The following is an 18,232-nucleotide window of genomic DNA, read 5'->3' on the forward strand; positions in this document are numbered from 1 at the left end:
CAATTGCGCACGATCTACGGTGCACGCCGCGCGCCGGAGGTGCGCCTGCTGCCGCTCGATATCCCGCGCACCCACGTGCTGCGGTCGGCGCTGCACACTGGCGTCGCACAGGACGCCACGCATGTGGTGATCGGCCTCGCCGAACGGGAATTATTGCCGCTCGCACTGGATTTCGAGGCGCAGCCGCACTTCATGGCCTTCGCCGACCAGGGCTACGGGAAAACTACCCTGCTGCACAACATCCTGCGCGGCATCGTGGAGAATTCCACGCCCGAGCAGGCACAGATCCTGCTGATCGACTACCGGCGGACGCTGCTGCGTGCGGTGGACGAGAACCGGCTGACGGCCTATTGCGCTACTGCGGCAACGGTTCCGGACGCCGTCGACAAGCTGTGCCAACTCCTGGCGACCCGCATCCCCGGACCCGATATCGGTCCGCACCAACTGCACGAGCGCACCTGGTGGACCGGTCCCGAATGCTATGTCGTCGTGGACGACCACGACCTCGTCGTCACCGACGGCGACGACCCGCTGGAGCCGCTGCTGGAGTTCCTGTCGACCGCCTACGACGTCGGCCTGCACGTGGTGCTCACGCGCCGGGCGGCCGGTCTGGCCCGAGCTTTGCACGGCAACCTGCTCGGCCGGCTCCGGGAAGTATCCGCCGCCGCCCTGCTCATGAGTGCACCGGCCGAAGAAGGAAACCTGTTCGGCGGCAACGTCCGCGCCACCTGCCTGCCCCCGGGCCGCGGCATCCTCGTCACGAGATCCCGGGAACCCGAGCCGATTCAGATCGCCCACCTGCCGCCACCGCAGTGAACCGGATCAGTCGCCGGACGAACTCGTCCGCGGCGCCTGCACGGCCGCGGTCGGCGTGTAGTCCTCGGGCACGCCCTCGACGAAAATGATGTCGCCCTCGATATGCCGCAAGCGCAAGGGCGCGATCGCGTCCGCCGTACGGTGCGAAGGTGCCGGGCAGCCGCTCGATGTACTCGCACCAGTCGATTACGGCGCCGCGACGGGTGCCAGGCAGCTGGCCGGCGGATCGACCAGGATGCAGAGCGCCGGTGCGCGGGTCGGGCGGTAGTCACCGGGGACGCCGCCCGCGGCGACGAGCTGGGTGTAGGCGCCGACCGCGTCGGTGGGGCGGCGGGTCAGGCCGGGATCGGTGCGCACGTCGACCGTGTAGAGACCGAATCGCGGTGTGTAGCTGCCCCATTCGTAATTGTCGGTGAGGCTCCAGTAGTTGTAGCCCATGACGTTCATGCCGTCGGCCTGCGCGCGCTGGATCCAGTACACGGTGTCGCGCAGGTGATCGCTGCGGGAGTAGCCGTCCGGCCGCGGGCCGCCGTTCTCGGTCGGCATGCCGTTCTCCACGATGTACAGCGGCTTACCCGGGAAACGCTGCGAATAGTGGCGCAGCGCATAGTAGATGCCCTCCGTGCGCAGCGGCAGATCCCAGATGTTCATGCCCGGCGGGTTCGGCACGGCCGAGCCGAGCGCCCTGGTGACCGAACCCAGCACCGACTGCACCGGATCGAACCCGAAGTAGTAGTCGACGCCGACATAATCGAGCCGCGCCGCGACGCGATCGATGAACGCCCCGTTCACTTCGGCCTCCGAGCCCGCGACGTAGCCGACGTTGCTGGTGACCTGGGCGCCGGGCTGTACCTGATGGATGTGGTCGTAGATGGCGTTGTGCGCCTGCGCGAGCCGATCCAGCATCTCGCCGGGATCGGCCTTGCCCCTGCGCACCTCGTGCGAGATATAGGCCGCGGGCTCGTTCACCGTGACCCACAGCGGATCGCGGTCGGCATAACGATCGACCACCGCGCGCATGTTCGCCAGCCAGTCCCCCACCATCCCGGGATTGCGCCAACCGCCGCGATCGACCGCCCACCCCGGGTACACCCAGTGATCGAGGGTGATCATCGGCCGCATGCCCGCCTGTGCGATCTTCGCCAGCACCGCGTCGTAGAAACGGAATGCGCCCTCGTCCCATACCCCCGGCGCGGGTTGCAGCCGAGCCCACTCGATCCCGATGCGGAACACCCGGACACCGAGCCCCGCCGCCAGATCGATGTCGGAGGCGTAGCGGTCGTAGAAGTCGACCGAATCGCGCAGCGCGTCGTAATCAGGATGGGACGGAATGTAGCGCGTCCAATTGCTGTCGGGCGCATGCCCTTCGGACTGGAACCCGGAACTTGCCACACCCCAGAGGAAATCACCGCCGAGCGGCGCCGCGACCGGCTGGATCGGCGGTGCCGCCGCGGCATTCGTACACAGCAGCATCGTCGATGCGGCGGCAGCGAGTACGGCCAGGACATACCTTCGAACCCGGAATCGCATCACCTCAGGGTAACTGGATGTGCACCAAGGGCCGCTGGATCAGGCGAATCCACCGGTAGGCGAGCGTTGTTCGGGCGTGGCGGATCCGCCGTTCACCAGATGTCGGTCCACACCGGACGTTTGGGGACGTCGAACAGGGCGTAGTTCTGCTTTACCAGGAGAGGAGCTGTGCAGCCGATGCCCAACCGCTCGGCCAGGGCACGTGCCTTGGCCTCACGGAACTGCGGATAGAGGAACCTCTTCTCGACCTGGACCACCGAATTCGTGTCCGGATGCGGCAATTCGACCGCGACCTGAACTTGCCACAAATCGAAGTCGAACAGGGCCCGCGCATGCTTGCGGCGCAGCTCCGACTTCACCACCATCGCGGTCTGCGCGATTCCGGTCCGCCGCAGGTAGTACCGGCGCAGCCACCAAGCGCCGTACAGCACGAGCTGCCACGCCCCGATGCCCAGCAGTGCGCTCACTGGAAGAAACAGCACCATGGCGACTTGCGAGCCGGTCCACCGAGCTAGCGCCGCACCCAGGTTCAATACGCCCGCCATGAAGGCCAGCGTCGCGACCGGGACGCCCAGGGTCCACATGAGCGACATCGGGCCGATCATCTTTTCGGACCGGCTCATATCACTCTCCTCGTACGACTCGGCCGTGCGTCGCCGACTGTAATGGCACCCTGCGGTATACGGGTCACGGTGCGCGCCGGCTCAGCTCCACGGCCGCCGCTCATCGGGATAGTCGTCGAAGTCGTCCGGCCAGTCGCTGGGACCGACCACGTTGTCGTCCGGGCGGGGGCGGCGAGTGGGCGTCCAAGTGGTGGCCGAGGGCAGAGTCGGTTCGGCCGGGGGCTCCGGGGACCACCGCCAGATGAACTCCGGCGAGCCCTTCATCTCGGCTACCTCCGGTGGTACCGGGTTCGCCAGGGTTTCGATATCGCTCCACCGGCATTCACCGCTCGCGACTCGTTGGGCGTACGCCTTCAGTGCCGCGGACGCGGTGTCCATCCCGGCGACCATCGAGATGAACTCCTCGGTCACCTCGGTGGCGCGCTCGAAGAGCTCTGCGGGATCGATGCTGTCGAGGCGGATGGTCGCGGTGCGCAGGTTGTCGACCGCGTCCATGACGTGGCGGGCGAGCGCCTCTGCCGTGGGGTCGAGATCGGGCTCGCGCATGCTGCCCCACTGCGGCCGGGTCACTGGGCGTTCGCCCACGGTGTGGCGCCGGTGTCGTAGGCCTGCGTCGGTCGGTTCGTGGTGTCGCCGTAGTTGGCTATCTGCCCGATGTCTTTGGCGAGGGCCGCCTTACGGGTCGCGTCGTCGATCTTGTTGGTGACCGGCGCGATCGCCTCGTCCAGCTTCTGCTTCGCCTTGTCCTGCAATTGGCCCACCGGATCCTTGATGAAGTCGAGGAGCTTCTTGAAGGCGTCGGCCAACTCCTTGATCTTGGTCACCACGTCCATCGCGGCTTTGACGAGAAATCCGATGTCGACAACCAGCTTGGCGATACGTGCGGCGCCGAGCCCCGGGACCGCCGTGGACAAGATATTGGCGACCGATTTGAGCGCGCCCTTGATGTCGTCGAAATCGCAGTACTTGTTGAGCATCCCCCACATGCTCTCGAGGATGGATTTGATGCCGTCTCGGATCATGTCGGACACCGCGCCCGCGCAATCGCTGACGATCCGGCCGACCGGTCCCTCCCACTTCATCGCCGCGATCTGTTTGGTCGCCCACGCGCTGAAGGCCACAGAGGCGGCGCCGTCCCAATTCGGTTTGTTGTCGGTGCTGCCGTCGATCCGCTTCACACCGGATTCGAGATTTTTGCCGCAGGCCTCCAAGCCGTTACCCGCCGCCTTGTACACCTCACCGAGCCTGCGGATTTCGGACCAGTTTCCGGGAATCGGCTCCAGGCAGGTGACCAGCGGGTCGTATTCGGTGCCCGCCGCCCGGGTGATGCTCTTGATCGACTCGTTCACATTGCCGAGCACCGGGAAGACTTCGGCGATGAGCCCGGCGAGTTCTTCTTTGTTCGCGGCGGGCGCCTCGTATTTGACGGACTCCGGCTTGGGGTAGCTGGCCGCACCGGCGTATTGCGCGGTCACGCCGGTCTCCTCGGTGCTGTCGTCCACCGGGAGATTCGATTCGGTATTCGCGTTCAGCGCGGCGTAGTTCTGCTGATCCTGGTTGTGATACATCCAGGCGGCCTTGTTGAGCTCGGTGCCGGTACCGAGGGTGGTGTTCGCGAGGACCGAGTGGCGCTGCGACATCCAGTCCGCGGCGTCGTTGATCGGAGCGATCAGCGTGTCGATGATCGGTCCGTGCAGCCAATCGGCCGCCTTACCTTCCTTCGCCACGAAACTGGACGCCAGCAGGGCGTCCCCCGCTATCGAAGTGACGAGATTGCCCAGACCGGCAATCTCGCTGGGGTTCGCCGCGAATGTCTCGGCCATCCGTATTACTCCCTGATTGTGTACTTTCACTCACCTCGGCGGCCGCGGTGCGCGTCGGCGCGGCCCGCCGAAAAAGGCACTACTTGGTGTCGAGTGCTTCGCTGAATGTTTCGGCGATCTGGCGGATCTGATCACAGGGCGGTGGTACGGCGACCGGGCCCGGAGTGACGATCAGCCCGACCGTGAACGTCCCGTCGGCTGATTCGATCGACGCCCAGCAGCCGTTGCCGACCCGCGGCGTCCGGTACAGCAGTGCCGCCCGCCCGCGGATCGGATCCGCGTTGAATATCTCGTGCTCCGAGCTCGTCCGGATGTTGTCGAGCGTCATGTCGCTGGACGTCGCCGACAACCCGCCGGTGGGGTATTTCTCGCCGTCGACGAGTGCCTCTCGCCAGAATTGGCAGCCGATCGTCGTGAGCAGCGAGGACACGCTTTCGCTCACCGCTCGCTCGCGAGTCGCCGGGTCGAATCCGGCCCGGCTCACCAGATCGTCGCCCACACGCGCGCACGGATCGAACCGCACCTGCTTCTCGCCGGTCTGTGCCGGTGCAGGCGGAAGGCTCACCTGTACCGAGGGGGGTGCCGCGGTCGACGTCGCGGTATGTCCCTCGTGCTCAGTGGAACCACCGGCGCAGGCGGACAGCACCGTAGCGCTCACCACCAGACAACCGGCGGCGAAGCTCTTGCTCATCATCGAAAGCCCTCCCCGGGTCAGCAACCCCTTGGCGATCAACGACGATACGATGCCGGCGCACCCGGGTCAAACGGCACTGCCAGGCCTGTTCCACCCGGGCATCCGGACTGCCACATGCGGAAAACCAGGTTTAGAACACAGCTCGGCGGGCAAGTGGACCGGGCAGCGACACCCGGGCTTCCGGGTACGCGCGGTCAGAAGCGGAAGCGCACGATCCGGGTGGACCGGCGCATGCCCGGTAACCGGTTCAGGAGTCGGTACAACCGGCGAATGTCCTTGGGCGCTTTGGCCATCAGCACGGGGGAGTCGTTCATCGGTGCCTCGTCGACGAATTCGAGTCGCGGCTGCCAGTCGGCGATCGCGGCCGGATCATCGAAACCGCAATGGAATTGGGTGCCGTACTTGCGCAGCACCGGATGCCACCTCGAGGTGCGCCACGCCCAGACTGCTACCGTGTCGAACTGGATCCCACCGGTCGGGAAGGCGGCGACAACGGCGTCGAGCAACTCGCGCAGCTCGGCTTCGGTGAGGTAGGGGACCAGTCCCTCGGCGATCAGCAGCACCGGCCGGCCGTGCGGGACCCGGTCCAGCCAGGTCAGATCCGTCACGCTAAAGCCGAGCAGGGTGTAGTGCTCGCGCGGCGGCAGAAGTCGTTGCCGCAGTTCGATGATTGCCGGATAGTCCAGGTCATACCAGTCGACGGTGGGCGGCGGGTCGACCCGGTACACCCGGGCATCGAGGCCGCAGCCCAAGTGCAGCACTACTGCTTCGGGGTGCTCGGCGAGGAAGGCCCGAGCCCAATCGTCGTGGGTCTTCGCGCGCACCACCGCACTGAGCCCGATCTGGCTCTTGCCGAATCGACCCTTGTCATAATCGGGTTCGAGCCGCCGCATCACCTGCTCGGCATTCGTGTCCCCCAGAATCGGATCCGGCAACAGATTGTCCAGGGCCTTGGCCCGCAGCACCGGGCTGAGGGTCTTCTGCACTCCGACCAGTTCGGTGTCCGGCACCCCACCAACGCTACTCCCGCCGGGAGCCTGCGAAAGCGTGCAGTGCGACAGTTGCGAGCGTCTGCTGTGCGCCGAACGCCTCGAAGGTGCTGACGGGCCGAAAGCCCAGGCGGGTAGCGAGCTTCAGCGAACGCTCGTTGGCGGTCTGGGTGACGATCAGCACCGGTTGGTCCGGCAGCTCGGCCGCGGCAGCACGCAACGCGCAGGTCGCCGCCTCGAAGGCATAGCCCGACCCCCACACTTCGCGCCGCAGTAGGTAGCCCAGTTCGAGTTCCGCGCCGTTCTCGGTGAGATGTCCGGGCTCCTCGGCTGACCTGCGTGTCAACTGCAAGGTGCCGAGCAGAAGATCCGTTTTCCGATCCGCGATGATGTAAACGCCTGCGGCCGCAGCCACATTCGCGATCCCGGCCGCGTCCAGGTACTGCTCCACGTCGGTGCGCGCCCGCGGCCCGCCGAGGTAGGCCCGCACCGGCGGATCGGTCTGCAACTCGATGAGACCCGCTCGATCACCCTCCCGCGCTTTGCGTAACACGACCCGCTCCGAGGTGATCTCCGAAACGGACAGCGTAGGCAGCTGACTCATGCAAGCCATTCTGGCTCAGCCGCCGAGGTCGATCCCCGCGGGTCTGTTCGGCACAACGGTGATCAGGCCGAGTCGCTGGGCCGCGCGTAGGGCGGAGATGCGGTCGTGCACGCCGATTTTCCGGTAGATGTTCTCGGTATGTTTCGTAGCGGTCGCGGGGGCGATGCCGAGCCTGCGCGCGATCGCGCGGGCGGTCCGGCCCTCGCCGAGCAGACTCAGCACCGCCAGTTCCCGCGGGGTCAGCCGGTAGTCAGCGGGGTCCGCTGGTCCGCGATGCCCGAAGGCCGCTGTCTCGTGGGCTTCCACCGCGTCGAGCAATGACCGTGCGAGCGCGGCGTATTCGAGGTCGCGGTCGCTGAATCCGTGACTGCTGCGACTCATGATGACGCCGCGGATTCGGCTGCGTCCCGCGGCAAGGGGCAGCGCCAGCTGCCGGTCGATGCCGATCGCGTCCTTGCCCGCCCGGTACGCTTCGCCCTTCCACCAGCGATCGTCGGCGACTTCGTCCATGGTCAACGGCGTCGTGTCCCCGGTCCGGGCGTAGTGCTGCAACAGCGGATGAGATCGCATGTGCGCGTGGATGAGTGCGTCGAGTGGTGCTTCGTGCAGCCAGTCCGGCGCACCGGTGAGGGCGTGACCGGTGCCTGCGTCCCAGTCGAGATCGATCAGTACCGCGAGATCGCAGGGCAGGTCGGTGGTGAGCCGCTCCATGAGCAGCGGCCACACCCGCACCGGATCTCGTTCGGTGACGATCGCCAAGGCGAGATCGTGGATTTTCTGTGCGGTCGAGTCGGTCCCCCTCGTCACCGCTTCAGTATCTCCCGGACACGTTCCGCGAACAGGCCGAAGCGCAGAACACCATACGAAGTTGTTCGTATGGTCGGTGCGGCGCCCGGGATCCTACGGTTGTCGTGCGCGAAATGCACTGCCGGATAGTCCCTTTCGATCATGAAGGCGCGGCGGTGCCGACGCGCCGAGGCATGTCGAAAGGAAGCAAGCAATGTCGAGCCGAAGCTCCCACCGCACCGCACGCTGGGCCACCCTGCTCATGGCCGCGACCGCCGCGCTCGGTCTCACCGCGGCGGCGCCTGCCCAGGCAGGCAACCTCCCGATGATCTACCCGGGTTACGCGCAATTCTGGGAGACCCCCAGCTTCGACAACGACGGTGTCACGTTGGGTCTCGGCGCGCACGAACTACTGCGCGTCACCAGGGACTGCGTGTTCTTCTGCTGGAACGACTGGAACAATGTGCCGTCCTCCCTGAACGTCGGGCCGCATACGTGGCTGACGGTGTGGGACGGTGAAGGCCGCACCGGCGATTGCATCGCCTTCTGGGGCGGCGAACCGGTCGAGTACGGCGCAGGCCGTGCCTGGGACGATCTCACTCGAATCACCGCGGGCCCCGCATCGGGCGACTGGTCCAAACGGATCAGTTACATCACAGTGATCACAGTGTCGGCCTACGAAGACGACCGCATGACCAATTGCCCAGAAGCGTTGTGGCGGTAGGACATTCGGTTCCGCCGCGAAGCGATGGCTATCGGTCCCAGGGCGCCGAGAAGTCGGCGAGCAGCGGTAGCAGTGCGGATAGCCCGTCTACCGGAACGATGTGGCCGCCGTCGGGGATCACTGCCTCGGCCAGATCGTCGGTGCAGGATCGCAGCTGCCGCGCGAGGGACGTCACCGACCGGATGCGCCCCGACGGCCAGCGTCGGCATCCGCAATCGGGTTGTGGTGGTGGCCTTCTCGATCTGACGTCCGCTCTCGGGCAGAGCCCGGTAGTGCGCGAAAGCGGCACGCAACGCTTCCGCGCCGGTGTAGGCGTTGACGAACGCGGTGCGCAGGTGCGCAGGCACGCCGCGACCGCGCGTACCGGTGGTCAGAAACCAGTCGATATAGGAGCCCTCGTGCCCGATGAGCACCGCCTCGGCCAGATCCGGGACGGCGTGGAAGCCGAACCACCAGGGTGTTCCGTCCCGCAGGAAATCCTCGGTCCCGGGTAACCAGCCGAGCCCTCCATGAGTACCAAGCGCCGGACCCGGTCGGGGTGATGCATCGGCCACGCAAACATGGGTCACGGCCGGACTGCATCGGGCTCGCGAGCGGGCAGACCACGCAGCAACGTGTCGAGGAACAGGTCGAATCTCGGTGCGTCAGCACCGAGATGGAGGGGATTCTCGGTTGCCGCCAACCAACCGACGACGGAGGTCATGAAGATCTGCCAGCTGTGCTCGGCCATCTCGGCGGTGACGCCGGACCGGCGGAAAGCGGCGCCGACCTCGTCTTTGAGCCGGTCGATGGAGCGCGCGTTGTGCTTGTGTGGCCGGAACAGGTGCGTGGCATACCCGGGCAGGGCAAGGAATTCGTCGTGCATCGCCCACGCGAGCCGGGTAAGCCGGTCTCGCCAGTCCGGGTCTCCCGTGCCGGCGCGCAACAGGATTCGCTCGACGACGACTTCGCTGACGAGATCGAACATCTCGTCGCGGTTCTTGACCCACCGGTAGAGCGCGCTGTGGCCGACGCCGAGGCTCGCCGCGAGCTGGCGCATGGTCAGCGTGTCGACGTTCTCGGCCAGCGACACCGCTTCGACGATCTTGTCCCGACTGATTTGGGCAGGGCGTCCGGGACGTCGTCGCTCGGCCACTTCGTCGGTCATGAAACAGACGATAGCCAGGACGCGGCGCCGTCGTGCGTCGCCCCGTGTGCCAGCAGACAACAGCACCTCGATCCCATTAGTGACCAATGGTCACTAACTAGCTAAGCTGGATCGTGTTCGACGGATCGGCCGTCGCCGAGACAGTGGGAGACACGATGAGAGCAGCACTCGAGGAGACGACTGACATCCAGGGCACGGTCGCGCCGGCCTTCGAGGCGGTGCGCGAGCAGTTCGCCGCGCTGCTGGCCGCGGAGGGCAGCGAACTGGATGTCCAAGTGGCGGCCTACCACCGCGGCGAGAAGGTGGTCGACCTGTGGGCCGGACCGGATACGAAGGCCGACTCGATCATGGGGATCTATTCGGCGAGCAAGGGAGTCTCCCACCTGGTGGTGGCACTGCTGGTCCAGGACGGCGTGTTGGACCTGGACCAGAAAGTCGGCCATTACTGGCCTCAGTTCGCGGTCGAGGGCAAGCAGGACCTTCTCGTGCGCGAACTACTCGGCCACCAGGCCGGTTTGGTCGGCGCCACACACGGTTTCACCATGGAAGAACTCGCCGACGACCAACTCGTCGCCGAACGACTCGGCGCGCAGCGTCCCTTCTGGCGACCGGGCCGAGCAACCGGATACCACGCGCTGGTGATGGCGGCGCTGAGCGGAGAGCTCGTCCGGCGCGCCACCGGCCGCGCCGTCCAGGAACACTTCGCCGAACGACTCCAGACTCCGCTGAAGCTCGACCTGCACCTGGGCCTGCCCGCGGATCAGGACGACCGGTTCCTCAACGCGCAACCGATGACGGCGACCCCGGAACGCCTGCGCGAACTTGCCGCGACCACAACGGCGCCGGCCAGTCTCAGCGGCATCGCCTTCAACCGCCACCACCCGCGCAACCGGGAGGTGTGGGAACTGCCCAACCTTCCGTTCGTCCGCTCCCACGGGACGGCCTCGTTCGGGGGCGTCGGCACCGCCCGCGGCCTGGCCAAGCTGTACTCGGCGCTAGTGTCGCCGGTCAACGGCGGCGAGCCGCTGCTCGAATCCGCCACCGCCTCGTCGTTCGGCCAGATCCAGTCCAACGGTTCCGATTTGGTCCTGCGGCAGCCCAAGGCTTGGGCGGTCGGATTCCACGCGTCATCGCAGACCTACCCGGTCCTCGGTGCCGGCGCGTTCGGCCACAGCGGAGCCGGCGGGCAGCAGGCGTTGGTCGACCCACGCAACGAGCTGTCCTACGCCTTCCTGCGCCGGCGCTTCCTGATCCCCGACCAAGCCGATGCCGACCATCTGCGTCTGCTGACCGCGCTGGTCACCGCCGCGCGACGGGCTTGATCACTGGTGCGACAACACCTCGACCGGCTTCGCCGATACTCCTCCTGCTGCGGCGGCCAACTGGCGGAGACCATCCACCAATCAGTCAGCAGAGGGAGCGGAATCTCAAAACTGTGGCGGATCCGCCACGTCGCCGCCGAACATTCTGAGATTCCGCCACGAGTTCTGAGACCCTGCAAAGTCCCGCTAACCGCGGGCCATGTCCACGAAGCGGCTGAGGTGCAGTTGGTGGGCGACGGTGATGGTGGCGGTGGGGCCGTTTCGGTGTTTGCCGAGGATGAGGTCGGCTTCGCCGCCGCGCGGATCATCACGTTCGAAGGCGTCGGGGCGATGCAGCAGGATAACCATGTCGGCGTCCTGTTCGAGGCTGTTGTGGACCGAAATACCTTGGGCCACAAAGTTGTGGGTGCCGGGTACGGTGCCGTCGTAGACGTCTTGTTCACCGAGACTGGTGATCTCGACGATTTTGTCCCAGAAGACGTCGTTGGTGGCGAGCATTTCGATGTCGGCGTCGTCGAGGACGACGGCGACCCGGGCCAGCCGAGAACGACTCGGGGAGCGCTTCCACATCGTGGATCCGCAGAACCGGGATCCCATGGCCGCCGAGAATTCTCGGTGGGTCATCTGCTTGGTGGCGAGCAGGCTACGAACCTGGTTCCAGACTTCCTTGGGCACGGTGTCGACATTCGTATTGCGTGCCAAGGGTGCCAAATGGGTCAACGCCGCATCAGCCGCCTGCCCGCGGGCGCCGTGCACACCGACATCGCGCAGGAAGACGGTCTGGTTGTCGGATCCGTCGACGGTCAGATGCCAGCAGTCTCGATAACCGGCTTTGCGGACCTGCTTGATCCGGCCGTGGACACCGACTCGAAGCAACAGTTGCGCGACGTCGTCGATCAGGCGGCGGCTGGTCGACGAATAGTAGACGCGGGCCTGGCGGCCGGTGTCGTCCCAGCGCACCGAACCGTCGGTTGCCCACAGATGGCGCAGGAACAGTGCCACTTGATCGTTCGGGAGCTCGAAAACCGGCTTGGGGACGAACTTTTCGTAGCTGCGCAGGCCGAAAAGGCCGAGCTCGTCGAGCCAGGCGGCAATCGGGTTCCGTTTGCCGTGGGTGAGGTGTTCGGGAGCGCGCAGGCGCAGCGTGGACACGCGCGCGGCCGGATAGTCGTCACGCACTGCGGTGACGCCGAAGTGCGTGGCGGCCGCGGTGACCGCGTCGAGGTTCGCTTCATCGATGCTGGCGTAGCGAAGAGGCTGGCGTTCGACGCATGAACCATCGCCGATCATGTGCGCCAGCAGAATGATCTCGGCGTCCGGCATCCGCGTGGTGTGTACCGGTTCCGGCACGTGACGCGGGGTGGCAAGACGGTCACCGACGGCGAGCTTTTCCAGAGCGATCCAGCCGTCGACGGTGAGGAAAGGATGGTTGCCGGTCGCGTCGACGACCCGACCGGAAGCGAGCCGCAGCCGGAACACTTCCTTACGTCCGCTGGGGAAGACTTTCACCATCGGACGCGCCACCATTCGCATCCGCTCGTCCAGGGACCACACCAGTGGCTGTTCGCCGCTGGCCAGCAGTTCCCCGAGGGTGCTCTCGGTTCCGTTGTCCGCGCGCAGAATGCGGGTGGATGCGGGTAGGCAGCCGGACTCGCGCAGGTCGGACACCATGGGGCGTTTGTCGGTGCGTTGTTCGGGGCCACGGTTCAGCTGACTGATCGCGACCACGGGGACTTCGAGTTCTTTGGCGAGCAGCTTCAGGTTTCGCGAGAAGTCCGAGACTTCCTGCTGGCGGGATTCGACCTTCTTACCGGAGGTCATCAGCTGGAGGTAGTCCACCACCACGAGTTTCAGGTCGTGACGTTGTTTGAGTCGTCGCGCCTTGGCCCGGATCTCCATCATGGTCAGGTTCGGTGAATCGTCGACGAACAGCGGCGCTTCGCTGATCTCGCTCATCCGCCGCGCGAGTTTGGTCCAGTCGTCGTCGCTCATCCGCCCCGCGCGCATATCACCGAGCTTGATCTTCGCCTCCGCCGACAGCAGACGCATCACGATCTCGGTCCGGCTCATCTCCAGCGAAAAAATAACGCTCGGCAACCCATGCTTGATCGAGCAACTCCGCATGAAATCCATACCGAGAGTGGAATTGTGCGTCGGCACCATCGATCGGCCTGCCAGATACAGATGGTCGGCATTGTCGACCTCGACGCACCGTACCGGCACGCTCTCGATCCGGCGGACATCCACGATGTATCGCGAGCCCGACCGTGCGGTATTGCGCGCGGCCCGCCGCTCCTTGTGCAACAACGCTTTTCGATACAGACCGAAGACTTCGTCGTCGGTGGCGAACGTCACCGTGTACGCGACCGACGAACTCTCGGACCGGCCACGAACCCGTTTTGTGGAGACGTGGCAGCGGTAGCCGAGGCTGACCACAAGTTCCTGCACGTCGCGGAACAGCCGCTCGCTGGTTACCGCGAACTGCACCGAGCCACCGTGGGTGACGGTGCCGTCGGTGTCGAGCAGTCCGGCGAGGAGCGCACGTCGCTGCTGTTCGGACGCCCGCAGGTAGGCGACGGGGATGTGTTTGTCGCCGAGGACGCCGATGGTGCGCAGTCGAGCCTGCACACTGCCAAACGCGTTGCGGCACGACTGGCACAACCGCAGCCCGATCGACGGACCACCGCAGTGCGTGCAGGTGGGTGCGGGCACCGGAGCGGAGTGGAGTCGTGCCTTGCCACCGCAAGACCGACCACAGGTGCGGACTTCGCTGGTGAACGGGACGAACTCGGCGCCGCACACCACGCACACACGGGCGGCGATCGGCTCGTCGGCAGGCAATTGCAGGCAGTAGCGCAACCTCGCAGTGGCCGACGGAACGGCGATGAGACCTTCCGCTTCGATGCGCGCGACGATTTCGGGGTCTGCCGTGGTCAGTTGCGCGGTGGCCGAAGTGCCGTCGCCGAGCCAGGCACCGAGGGTGTAAGGCGGCACCAGGAGGTCACGGGCGGGCAACTGGAGCGGTTGAGCGTTAATCACCGAGTGGTTGATCCGGCGGTCGGCGGTGCTGCATCGCAATGTCCGCGCTATCTCGCCGGTGGTACGGATCGCGGCGAAGGTGCGCTGGCTGTGCTTGCCGGACGCAGCTTCGTGAGCCGACTTCCGGGAAGCTCGCGTCTCGGTGAGCCATTGATGCTCCTCATCAGCGACGAGGACTGTCCCGTCGGAGAATTCGACCTCGTAGCACGGGCGGTCGGTGAGGATGTCGGTGGCGGCTACTACGCGGGTGGGGCGGCCTGCGGCGTCGAGGAGTTCGTCGCCGACGCGGATCTCGCCCATGGTGGTCCAGCCGGTGGGGGTGGGGAGCGGGGTGTCGAGCGCGAGGGCTTTGCCCACGCCGGGGCGGGCGGCGACGATGATCATTTGGCCGGGGTGCAGGCCGTTGGTGAGTTCGTCGAGTTCGGTGAAGCCGGTGGGGACGCCGAGGGAGATGCCGCCGCGGCTGGCGATGGAGTCGATTTCGTCCATCGTGGGCTGCAGGAGTTCCTCGAGCGGGAGGAAGTCTTCGGTGGTGCGGCGTTCGGTGACCTCGTAGACCTCGGCCTGGGCACGGTCGACGACCTCGGCGATGTCCTGGCCGTCGGCGCCGGCGTAGCCGTACTGGACGATCCGGGTGCCCGCTTCGACGAGGCGGCGCAGGATGGCCTTCTCGGCGACGATCTCGGCGTAGAAGCTGGCGTTGGCGGCGGTGGGCACGGTCTGGGTGAGCGTGACCAGGTAGGGCGGGCCGCCGATGCGTTTGAGTTCGCCGCGGCGGTCCAGGCCGGCCGCGACGGTCACGGGGTCGGCGGGCTCACCGCGTCCGTACAGGTCGAGGATGGTGTCGTAGACCGCTTGATGCGCGGGACGGTAGAAGTCGCCGGGTCGCATGACCTCGATGACGTCGGCGATGGCGTCCTTGCTCAGCAGCATGCCGCCGAGCACGGACTGTTCGGCCGCCATATCGTGCGGTGGTTGCCTGCCGAAATCCTCGCCGGGGGGTTCGGGCGGGAAGTCCGCGTGTCCGCGGTCGTCGACGACTGCCATGAGACTCGACCGTCCTCTCTCCACCCACCGGGCGCACCCTATCGATGACTGGTTCTACTCTCGGGCTCTGACACATCCGGCGCAGTGGCAGCGGTCGGCCCGCGCCGGGTGGTCGGACCACCGGCGCCGGCCAGCTACCGCTGCGATATCTGCGAATCCGGATGTTCAGGGCCGCTCGTTCACGATGTAGCGACGAACCTAGGCGACCCGGCAGGCCCCCACCAAACCCTACTGTGCACACAGCTGTGGATAAGTTGGGGACTGTTCACTCAACGATGTGCACCCCCTGTGGACAACTTGGGGAAAACCCAGGTCATCGCGGGGGAAGCCGCAGATAGACCTGGATTTCCTGGCCTATCCACGTGTGGATGAACAAAGTCGCGGCGTGTCGGGGAAGTTGAACGGCCGGGCGTGTTGAGGTAACGGCCAGGGTGGCGGTTATGAGCTGAATCACATTGCCACCGGTCGGTTTCTCCAGTCATCCACAGGGGAGCTGCTCGGCACCGCGATGACCAGCGATGATCAGCCGAGAATGTTCCGTCTGGCAGGACTGCGAGTGGAGCTAATTACTAGCTACCGATAAAAGTGGCCGACGTCGCACAGCGAAGACCACCCCCGCGCCCAACGCGGGAGTGGTCTTCGGGACTTGCTCGAATCAGCTGGCAGCGACCTGCAGGTCGAACTTGGCCACCACGTCGGGGTGCAGGTGCACCACGACGACGTGCTTGCCGACCGTCTTGATGTGCGACTTCGGCAGCTCGATGCTGCGCTTGTCGACCACGGGGCCGCCGGCCGTCTTGATGGCCGCGGCGACGTCGGACTGGGTCACCGAGCCGAACAGCTTGCCGGTGCCTGCCGTCTTCACCGAGAGCGAGACCGACTCCAGGCCCTCGATGGCCTGCTTCAGCTCGTTGGCGTGATCGAGATCGCGCACCCGGCGAGCATCCTGCGCCCGGCGAATGCCCGCGACCTGCTTCTCGGCGCCACGGCTGGCCACGATGGCCAGGCCGCGGGGCAGCAGGAAATTGCGGCCGTAGCCGTCCTTGACCTCAACGGTGTCGCCGGGCGCACCGAGGTTGTCCACGTCTGCAGTCAGAATCAACTTCATTTGCGTGCCTCCCTTACTCAGCGAGCCGTCGACACGTAAGGCAGCAGAGCGACCTCACGCGAGTTCTTGACGGCAACCGCGATATCACGCTGGTGCTGCACGCAGTTGCCGGTGACGCGGCGGGCGCGGATCTTGCCGCGATCGCTGACGTACTTACGCAGCAGCGCCGTGTCCTTGTAGTCGATGTTGACGATTCCGGACTTGGCTTCTTTGCAGAACGCGCAAGCCTTCTTCTTGAGCACCTTTTCGCGCGCGGGCGCTTTAGGCATGGTCTTTACTCCGTTATCAGTGATGGTCCACGCGGGGTGGACCTATGAAAGCCGTTGTCAGAACGGCGGTTCGTCATCCATGCGGCCGCCCCCGAAGGAGCCTGCCGCGGGCGCACTGCCCCAAGGGTCGTCCTCGGCACCGCCGGAACGCCCACCGCCACCACCCGAGTTGGCCGGCGCGAAGTTGCCTCCGCCGCCGGAACCACTGCCGCCGCCGAAGCCGCCGCCACCGCCGCCGCGGCTGGTCTTGTTGACCTTCGCGGTGGCGTAGCGCAGCGAGGGACCGACCTCGTCGACCTCGAGCTCGACGACCGTGCGCTTCTCACCCTCGCGGGTTTCGTAGGAGCGCTGCTTGAGTCGGCCGCTCACGATGACTCGGGAACCGCGGGTCAGGCTTTCGGCGACATTTTCGGCAGCTTCGCGCCAGATGTTGCAGCGCAGGAAGAGCGCCTCGCCGTCTTTCCATTCGTTCGAATTACGGTCGAACACACGGGGTGTCGACGCGACGGTGAAGTTCGCCACCGCCGCTCCCGCGGGCGTGAATCGAAGCTCGGGGTCGGCCGTCAAGTTTCCGATGACGGTGATGACCGTGTCGCCTGCCATGTGGTTCCTCCTGCTCGGGTACGCAGTCCGCGTCTCGCTGTTGCGCTAGAGCCTAGAGACAGGCCCCGACGCAATCGAGGGTTGCGGGCCTACTTGTCGTGGCGCAGAACCTTGGTGCGCAGCACCGACTCGTTCAGGCCGAGCTGGCGGTCGAGTTCGCTCACGGTCGCGGGCTCCGCGGTCAGATCGACCACCGCGTAGATGCCTTCGGCCTGCTTGGCGATCTCGTAGGCGAGCCGGCGACGGCCCCAGATATCGACCTTGTCGACCTTGCCGCCCTCGGTACGAACCACGTTGAGCATCGTCTCGAGAGACGGACCAACGGTGCGCTCGTCCAGACTGGGATCGAGGATAACCATCACTTCGTAATGACGCACGGACCAATCACCTCCTGTGGACTAGGAAACGGCCACGGGCTCTCCGTGGCAGGAGGGTCGTTGCGTCAGCAACCCGACAAGGCTACATGAACAGCCCTTTCTCCCTGAAATCGATCTCGTCGGCGAGGGAACGCGGGCACAGCGGTATTGATCCACTTAGGGTGGTGCCATGCCGACCGGACTCGCCGTCAGCGACCTGATCGCGCGCCGGGTGCGCCGGCGCGCGGTGTTGGCGGCGTTCGTGCTCGTGCTGTGCGGGCTCACGCTGGCGCTCGCGTACGCGAACAAGGCGCGGTGCGCGGGCGCGCCGTTCCAGGCGGACGGCCGCAGCGCGGTCTTCGAGACCCGCAAGGACGCCGAGGTCTGTTATTCGGACATTCAGTTCCTCTGGCTCGGCCGCGAGATCAACGAGCACGTCTTTCCCTATATCAACGGCGGTATCACCGACGACGGCGCGCTGGTCGGCGGCGCGGTGGAATATCCGGTGCTCAGCGGCACGGTGATCTGGCTCGGCGCGATCGGCGCGCACAACGATGCGGACTTCCTGCGGCATTCGGCGCTGCTGCTCGCGCCGTTCGCGTTGCTGACCGCGTGGATGCTGGCCCGGCTCGCCGGGCGGGCGGCGTTGCTGTGGGCGGCGGGACCGCCGCTGGTGCTCTATGCCTTTCACAACTGGGAACTGCCGGTGGTCTGCACCGCGGTGGCCGCCGCCTACGTGATGGCGACGCTGA

Annotated in this window: 17 protein-coding genes and 2 pseudogenes; 4 read left to right on the top strand and 15 right to left on the bottom strand. The window is 66.1% G+C overall.

Annotated elements, in window-relative coordinates; all coding sequences use genetic code 11:
* Window positions 1-816: pseudogene (locus tag NBRGI_RS48000) on the top strand (type VII secretion protein EccC); the annotation flags it as partial.
* Window positions 817-1,002: 186 nt separating this feature from the next.
* Here NBRGI_RS48000 and NBRGI_RS06010 read toward each other — a convergent pair.
* From NBRGI_RS06010 to NBRGI_RS44985, 8 genes are all read right to left on the bottom strand, one after another.
* Window positions 1,003-2,346, bottom strand: a complete 1,344-nt coding sequence (locus NBRGI_RS06010) for a family 1 glycosylhydrolase (RefSeq protein ID WP_029893324.1) — start codon at window positions 2,344-2,346, stop codon at window positions 1,003-1,005.
* A gap of 92 nt (window positions 2,347-2,438) precedes the next feature.
* On the bottom strand, window positions 2,439-2,969 hold the full coding sequence (locus tag NBRGI_RS06015) for a hypothetical protein (protein WP_029893326.1): 531 nt from the start codon (window positions 2,967-2,969) through the stop codon (window positions 2,439-2,441).
* Between the two features lie 81 nt (window positions 2,970-3,050).
* Window positions 3,051-3,515 carry a hypothetical protein gene (locus tag NBRGI_RS06020; RefSeq protein ID WP_235210868.1) on the bottom strand — a complete coding sequence of 155 codons (465 nt, stop codon included), beginning with the start codon at window positions 3,513-3,515 and terminating at the stop codon, window positions 3,051-3,053.
* A gap of 20 nt (window positions 3,516-3,535) precedes the next feature.
* Window positions 3,536-4,792, bottom strand: a complete 1,257-nt coding sequence (locus tag NBRGI_RS06025) for a hypothetical protein (RefSeq protein WP_029893329.1) — start codon at window positions 4,790-4,792, stop codon at window positions 3,536-3,538.
* A 79-nt stretch (window positions 4,793-4,871) separates the two neighbouring features.
* The gene (locus NBRGI_RS06030) at window positions 4,872-5,486 is read right to left on the bottom strand and encodes a DUF3558 domain-containing protein (protein WP_081877939.1); all 615 of its coding nucleotides are present in this window, start codon (window positions 5,484-5,486) and stop codon (window positions 4,872-4,874) included.
* 194 nt (window positions 5,487-5,680) lie between these two features.
* Window positions 5,681-6,496 (bottom strand): class I SAM-dependent methyltransferase, encoded by an 816-nt coding sequence (locus tag NBRGI_RS06035; RefSeq protein WP_029893333.1) that lies wholly within the window; start codon window positions 6,494-6,496, stop codon window positions 5,681-5,683.
* Between the two features lie 10 nt (window positions 6,497-6,506).
* Window positions 6,507-7,079 carry a GNAT family N-acetyltransferase gene (locus NBRGI_RS06040; RefSeq protein WP_029893335.1) on the bottom strand — a complete coding sequence of 191 codons (573 nt, stop codon included), beginning with the start codon at window positions 7,077-7,079 and terminating at the stop codon, window positions 6,507-6,509.
* 15 nt (window positions 7,080-7,094) lie between these two features.
* Window positions 7,095-7,886 carry a helix-turn-helix transcriptional regulator gene (locus NBRGI_RS44985; protein WP_051727529.1) on the bottom strand — a complete coding sequence of 264 codons (792 nt, stop codon included), beginning with the start codon at window positions 7,884-7,886 and terminating at the stop codon, window positions 7,095-7,097.
* A gap of 193 nt (window positions 7,887-8,079) precedes the next feature.
* On the opposite strand from NBRGI_RS44985, the gene NBRGI_RS06055 reads away from it, so the two are divergent.
* Window positions 8,080-8,589, top strand: coding sequence for a hypothetical protein (locus NBRGI_RS06055; RefSeq protein WP_029893339.1), 510 nt, complete (start codon window positions 8,080-8,082; stop codon window positions 8,587-8,589).
* A 28-nt stretch (window positions 8,590-8,617) separates the two neighbouring features.
* Here the strand turns inward: NBRGI_RS06055 and NBRGI_RS48640 are convergent, their stop codons facing one another.
* Window positions 8,618-8,764, bottom strand: a complete 147-nt coding sequence (locus NBRGI_RS48640) for a hypothetical protein (protein ID WP_200882131.1) — start codon at window positions 8,762-8,764, stop codon at window positions 8,618-8,620.
* A 390-nt stretch (window positions 8,765-9,154) separates the two neighbouring features.
* On the bottom strand, window positions 9,155-9,736 hold the full coding sequence (locus tag NBRGI_RS06065; RefSeq protein ID WP_029893342.1) for a TetR/AcrR family transcriptional regulator: 582 nt from the start codon (window positions 9,734-9,736) through the stop codon (window positions 9,155-9,157).
* Window positions 9,737-9,891: 155 nt separating this feature from the next.
* Here NBRGI_RS06065 and NBRGI_RS06070 point away from each other — a divergent pair, with 155 nt between their 5' ends.
* Window positions 9,892-11,058, top strand: coding sequence for an EstA family serine hydrolase (locus NBRGI_RS06070; RefSeq protein ID WP_029893344.1), 1,167 nt, complete (start codon window positions 9,892-9,894; stop codon window positions 11,056-11,058).
* 186 nt (window positions 11,059-11,244) lie between these two features.
* Here the strand turns inward: NBRGI_RS06070 and NBRGI_RS06075 are convergent, their stop codons facing one another.
* The 5 genes from NBRGI_RS06075 to rpsF form a co-directional block, all read right to left on the bottom strand.
* Window positions 11,245-15,144, bottom strand: a complete 3,900-nt coding sequence (locus tag NBRGI_RS06075; RefSeq protein ID WP_029893345.1) for a replicative DNA helicase — start codon at window positions 15,142-15,144, stop codon at window positions 11,245-11,247.
* Between the two features lie 655 nt (window positions 15,145-15,799).
* Window positions 15,800-16,252 carry a 50S ribosomal protein L9 gene (gene rplI / locus NBRGI_RS06080; protein ID WP_029893347.1) on the bottom strand — a complete coding sequence of 151 codons (453 nt, stop codon included), beginning with the start codon at window positions 16,250-16,252 and terminating at the stop codon, window positions 15,800-15,802.
* Window positions 16,253-16,269: 17 nt separating this feature from the next.
* Window positions 16,270-16,521 (bottom strand): 30S ribosomal protein S18, encoded by a 252-nt coding sequence (gene rpsR / locus NBRGI_RS06085; protein WP_014989074.1) that lies wholly within the window; start codon window positions 16,519-16,521, stop codon window positions 16,270-16,272.
* Window positions 16,522-16,578: 57 nt separating this feature from the next.
* Window positions 16,579-17,124: a single-stranded DNA-binding protein gene (locus tag NBRGI_RS06090; protein ID WP_014989073.1), complete on the bottom strand. Its 546-nt coding sequence runs from the start codon at window positions 17,122-17,124 to the stop codon at window positions 16,579-16,581.
* A gap of 89 nt (window positions 17,125-17,213) precedes the next feature.
* Window positions 17,214-17,501 carry a 30S ribosomal protein S6 gene (gene rpsF, locus NBRGI_RS06095; protein ID WP_014989072.1) on the bottom strand — a complete coding sequence of 96 codons (288 nt, stop codon included), beginning with the start codon at window positions 17,499-17,501 and terminating at the stop codon, window positions 17,214-17,216.
* A gap of 169 nt (window positions 17,502-17,670) precedes the next feature.
* Here rpsF and NBRGI_RS06100 point away from each other — a divergent pair.
* A pseudogene (locus tag NBRGI_RS06100) lies at window positions 17,671-18,232 on the top strand (hypothetical protein); the annotation flags it as partial.

The organism is Nocardia brasiliensis IFM 10847, assembly GCF_000710915.1.
In the GTDB taxonomy this organism is placed as follows: Bacteria; Actinomycetota; Actinomycetes; order Mycobacteriales; family Mycobacteriaceae; genus Nocardia; species Nocardia brasiliensis_A.

What these genes read in the sequence shown, in the direction of transcription:
- rpsR (WP_014989074.1), bottom strand. Translation starts at nt 16,521, where the DNA reads ATGCCTAAAGCGCCCGCGCGCGAAAAGGTGCTCAAGAAGAAGGCTTGC.
- NBRGI_RS06040 (WP_029893335.1), bottom strand. Translation starts at nt 7,079, where the DNA reads ATGAGTCAGCTGCCTACGCTGTCCGTTTCGGAGATCACCTCGGAGCGG.
- NBRGI_RS06055 (WP_029893339.1), top strand. Translation starts at nt 8,080, where the DNA reads ATGTCGAGCCGAAGCTCCCACCGCACCGCACGCTGGGCCACCCTGCTC.
- NBRGI_RS06075 (WP_029893345.1), bottom strand. Translation starts at nt 15,144, where the DNA reads ATGGCAGTCGTCGACGACCGCGGACACGCGGACTTCCCGCCCGAACCC.
- NBRGI_RS06010 (WP_029893324.1), bottom strand. Translation starts at nt 2,346, where the DNA reads ATGCGATTCCGGGTTCGAAGGTATGTCCTGGCCGTACTCGCTGCCGCC.
- NBRGI_RS06030 (WP_081877939.1), bottom strand. Translation starts at nt 5,486, where the DNA reads ATGATGAGCAAGAGCTTCGCCGCCGGTTGTCTGGTGGTGAGCGCTACG.
- NBRGI_RS06065 (WP_029893342.1), bottom strand. Translation starts at nt 9,736, where the DNA reads ATGACCGACGAAGTGGCCGAGCGACGACGTCCCGGACGCCCTGCCCAA.
- NBRGI_RS06020 (WP_235210868.1), bottom strand. Translation starts at nt 3,515, where the DNA reads ATGCGCGAGCCCGATCTCGACCCCACGGCAGAGGCGCTCGCCCGCCAC.
- NBRGI_RS06015 (WP_029893326.1), bottom strand. Translation starts at nt 2,969, where the DNA reads ATGAGCCGGTCCGAAAAGATGATCGGCCCGATGTCGCTCATGTGGACC.
- NBRGI_RS06090 (WP_014989073.1), bottom strand. Translation starts at nt 17,124, where the DNA reads ATGGCAGGCGACACGGTCATCACCGTCATCGGAAACTTGACGGCCGAC.
- NBRGI_RS06070 (WP_029893344.1), top strand. Translation starts at nt 9,892, where the DNA reads ATGAGAGCAGCACTCGAGGAGACGACTGACATCCAGGGCACGGTCGCG.
- NBRGI_RS06025 (WP_029893329.1), bottom strand. Translation starts at nt 4,792, where the DNA reads ATGGCCGAGACATTCGCGGCGAACCCCAGCGAGATTGCCGGTCTGGGC.
- rplI (WP_029893347.1), bottom strand. Translation starts at nt 16,252, where the DNA reads ATGAAGTTGATTCTGACTGCAGACGTGGACAACCTCGGTGCGCCCGGC.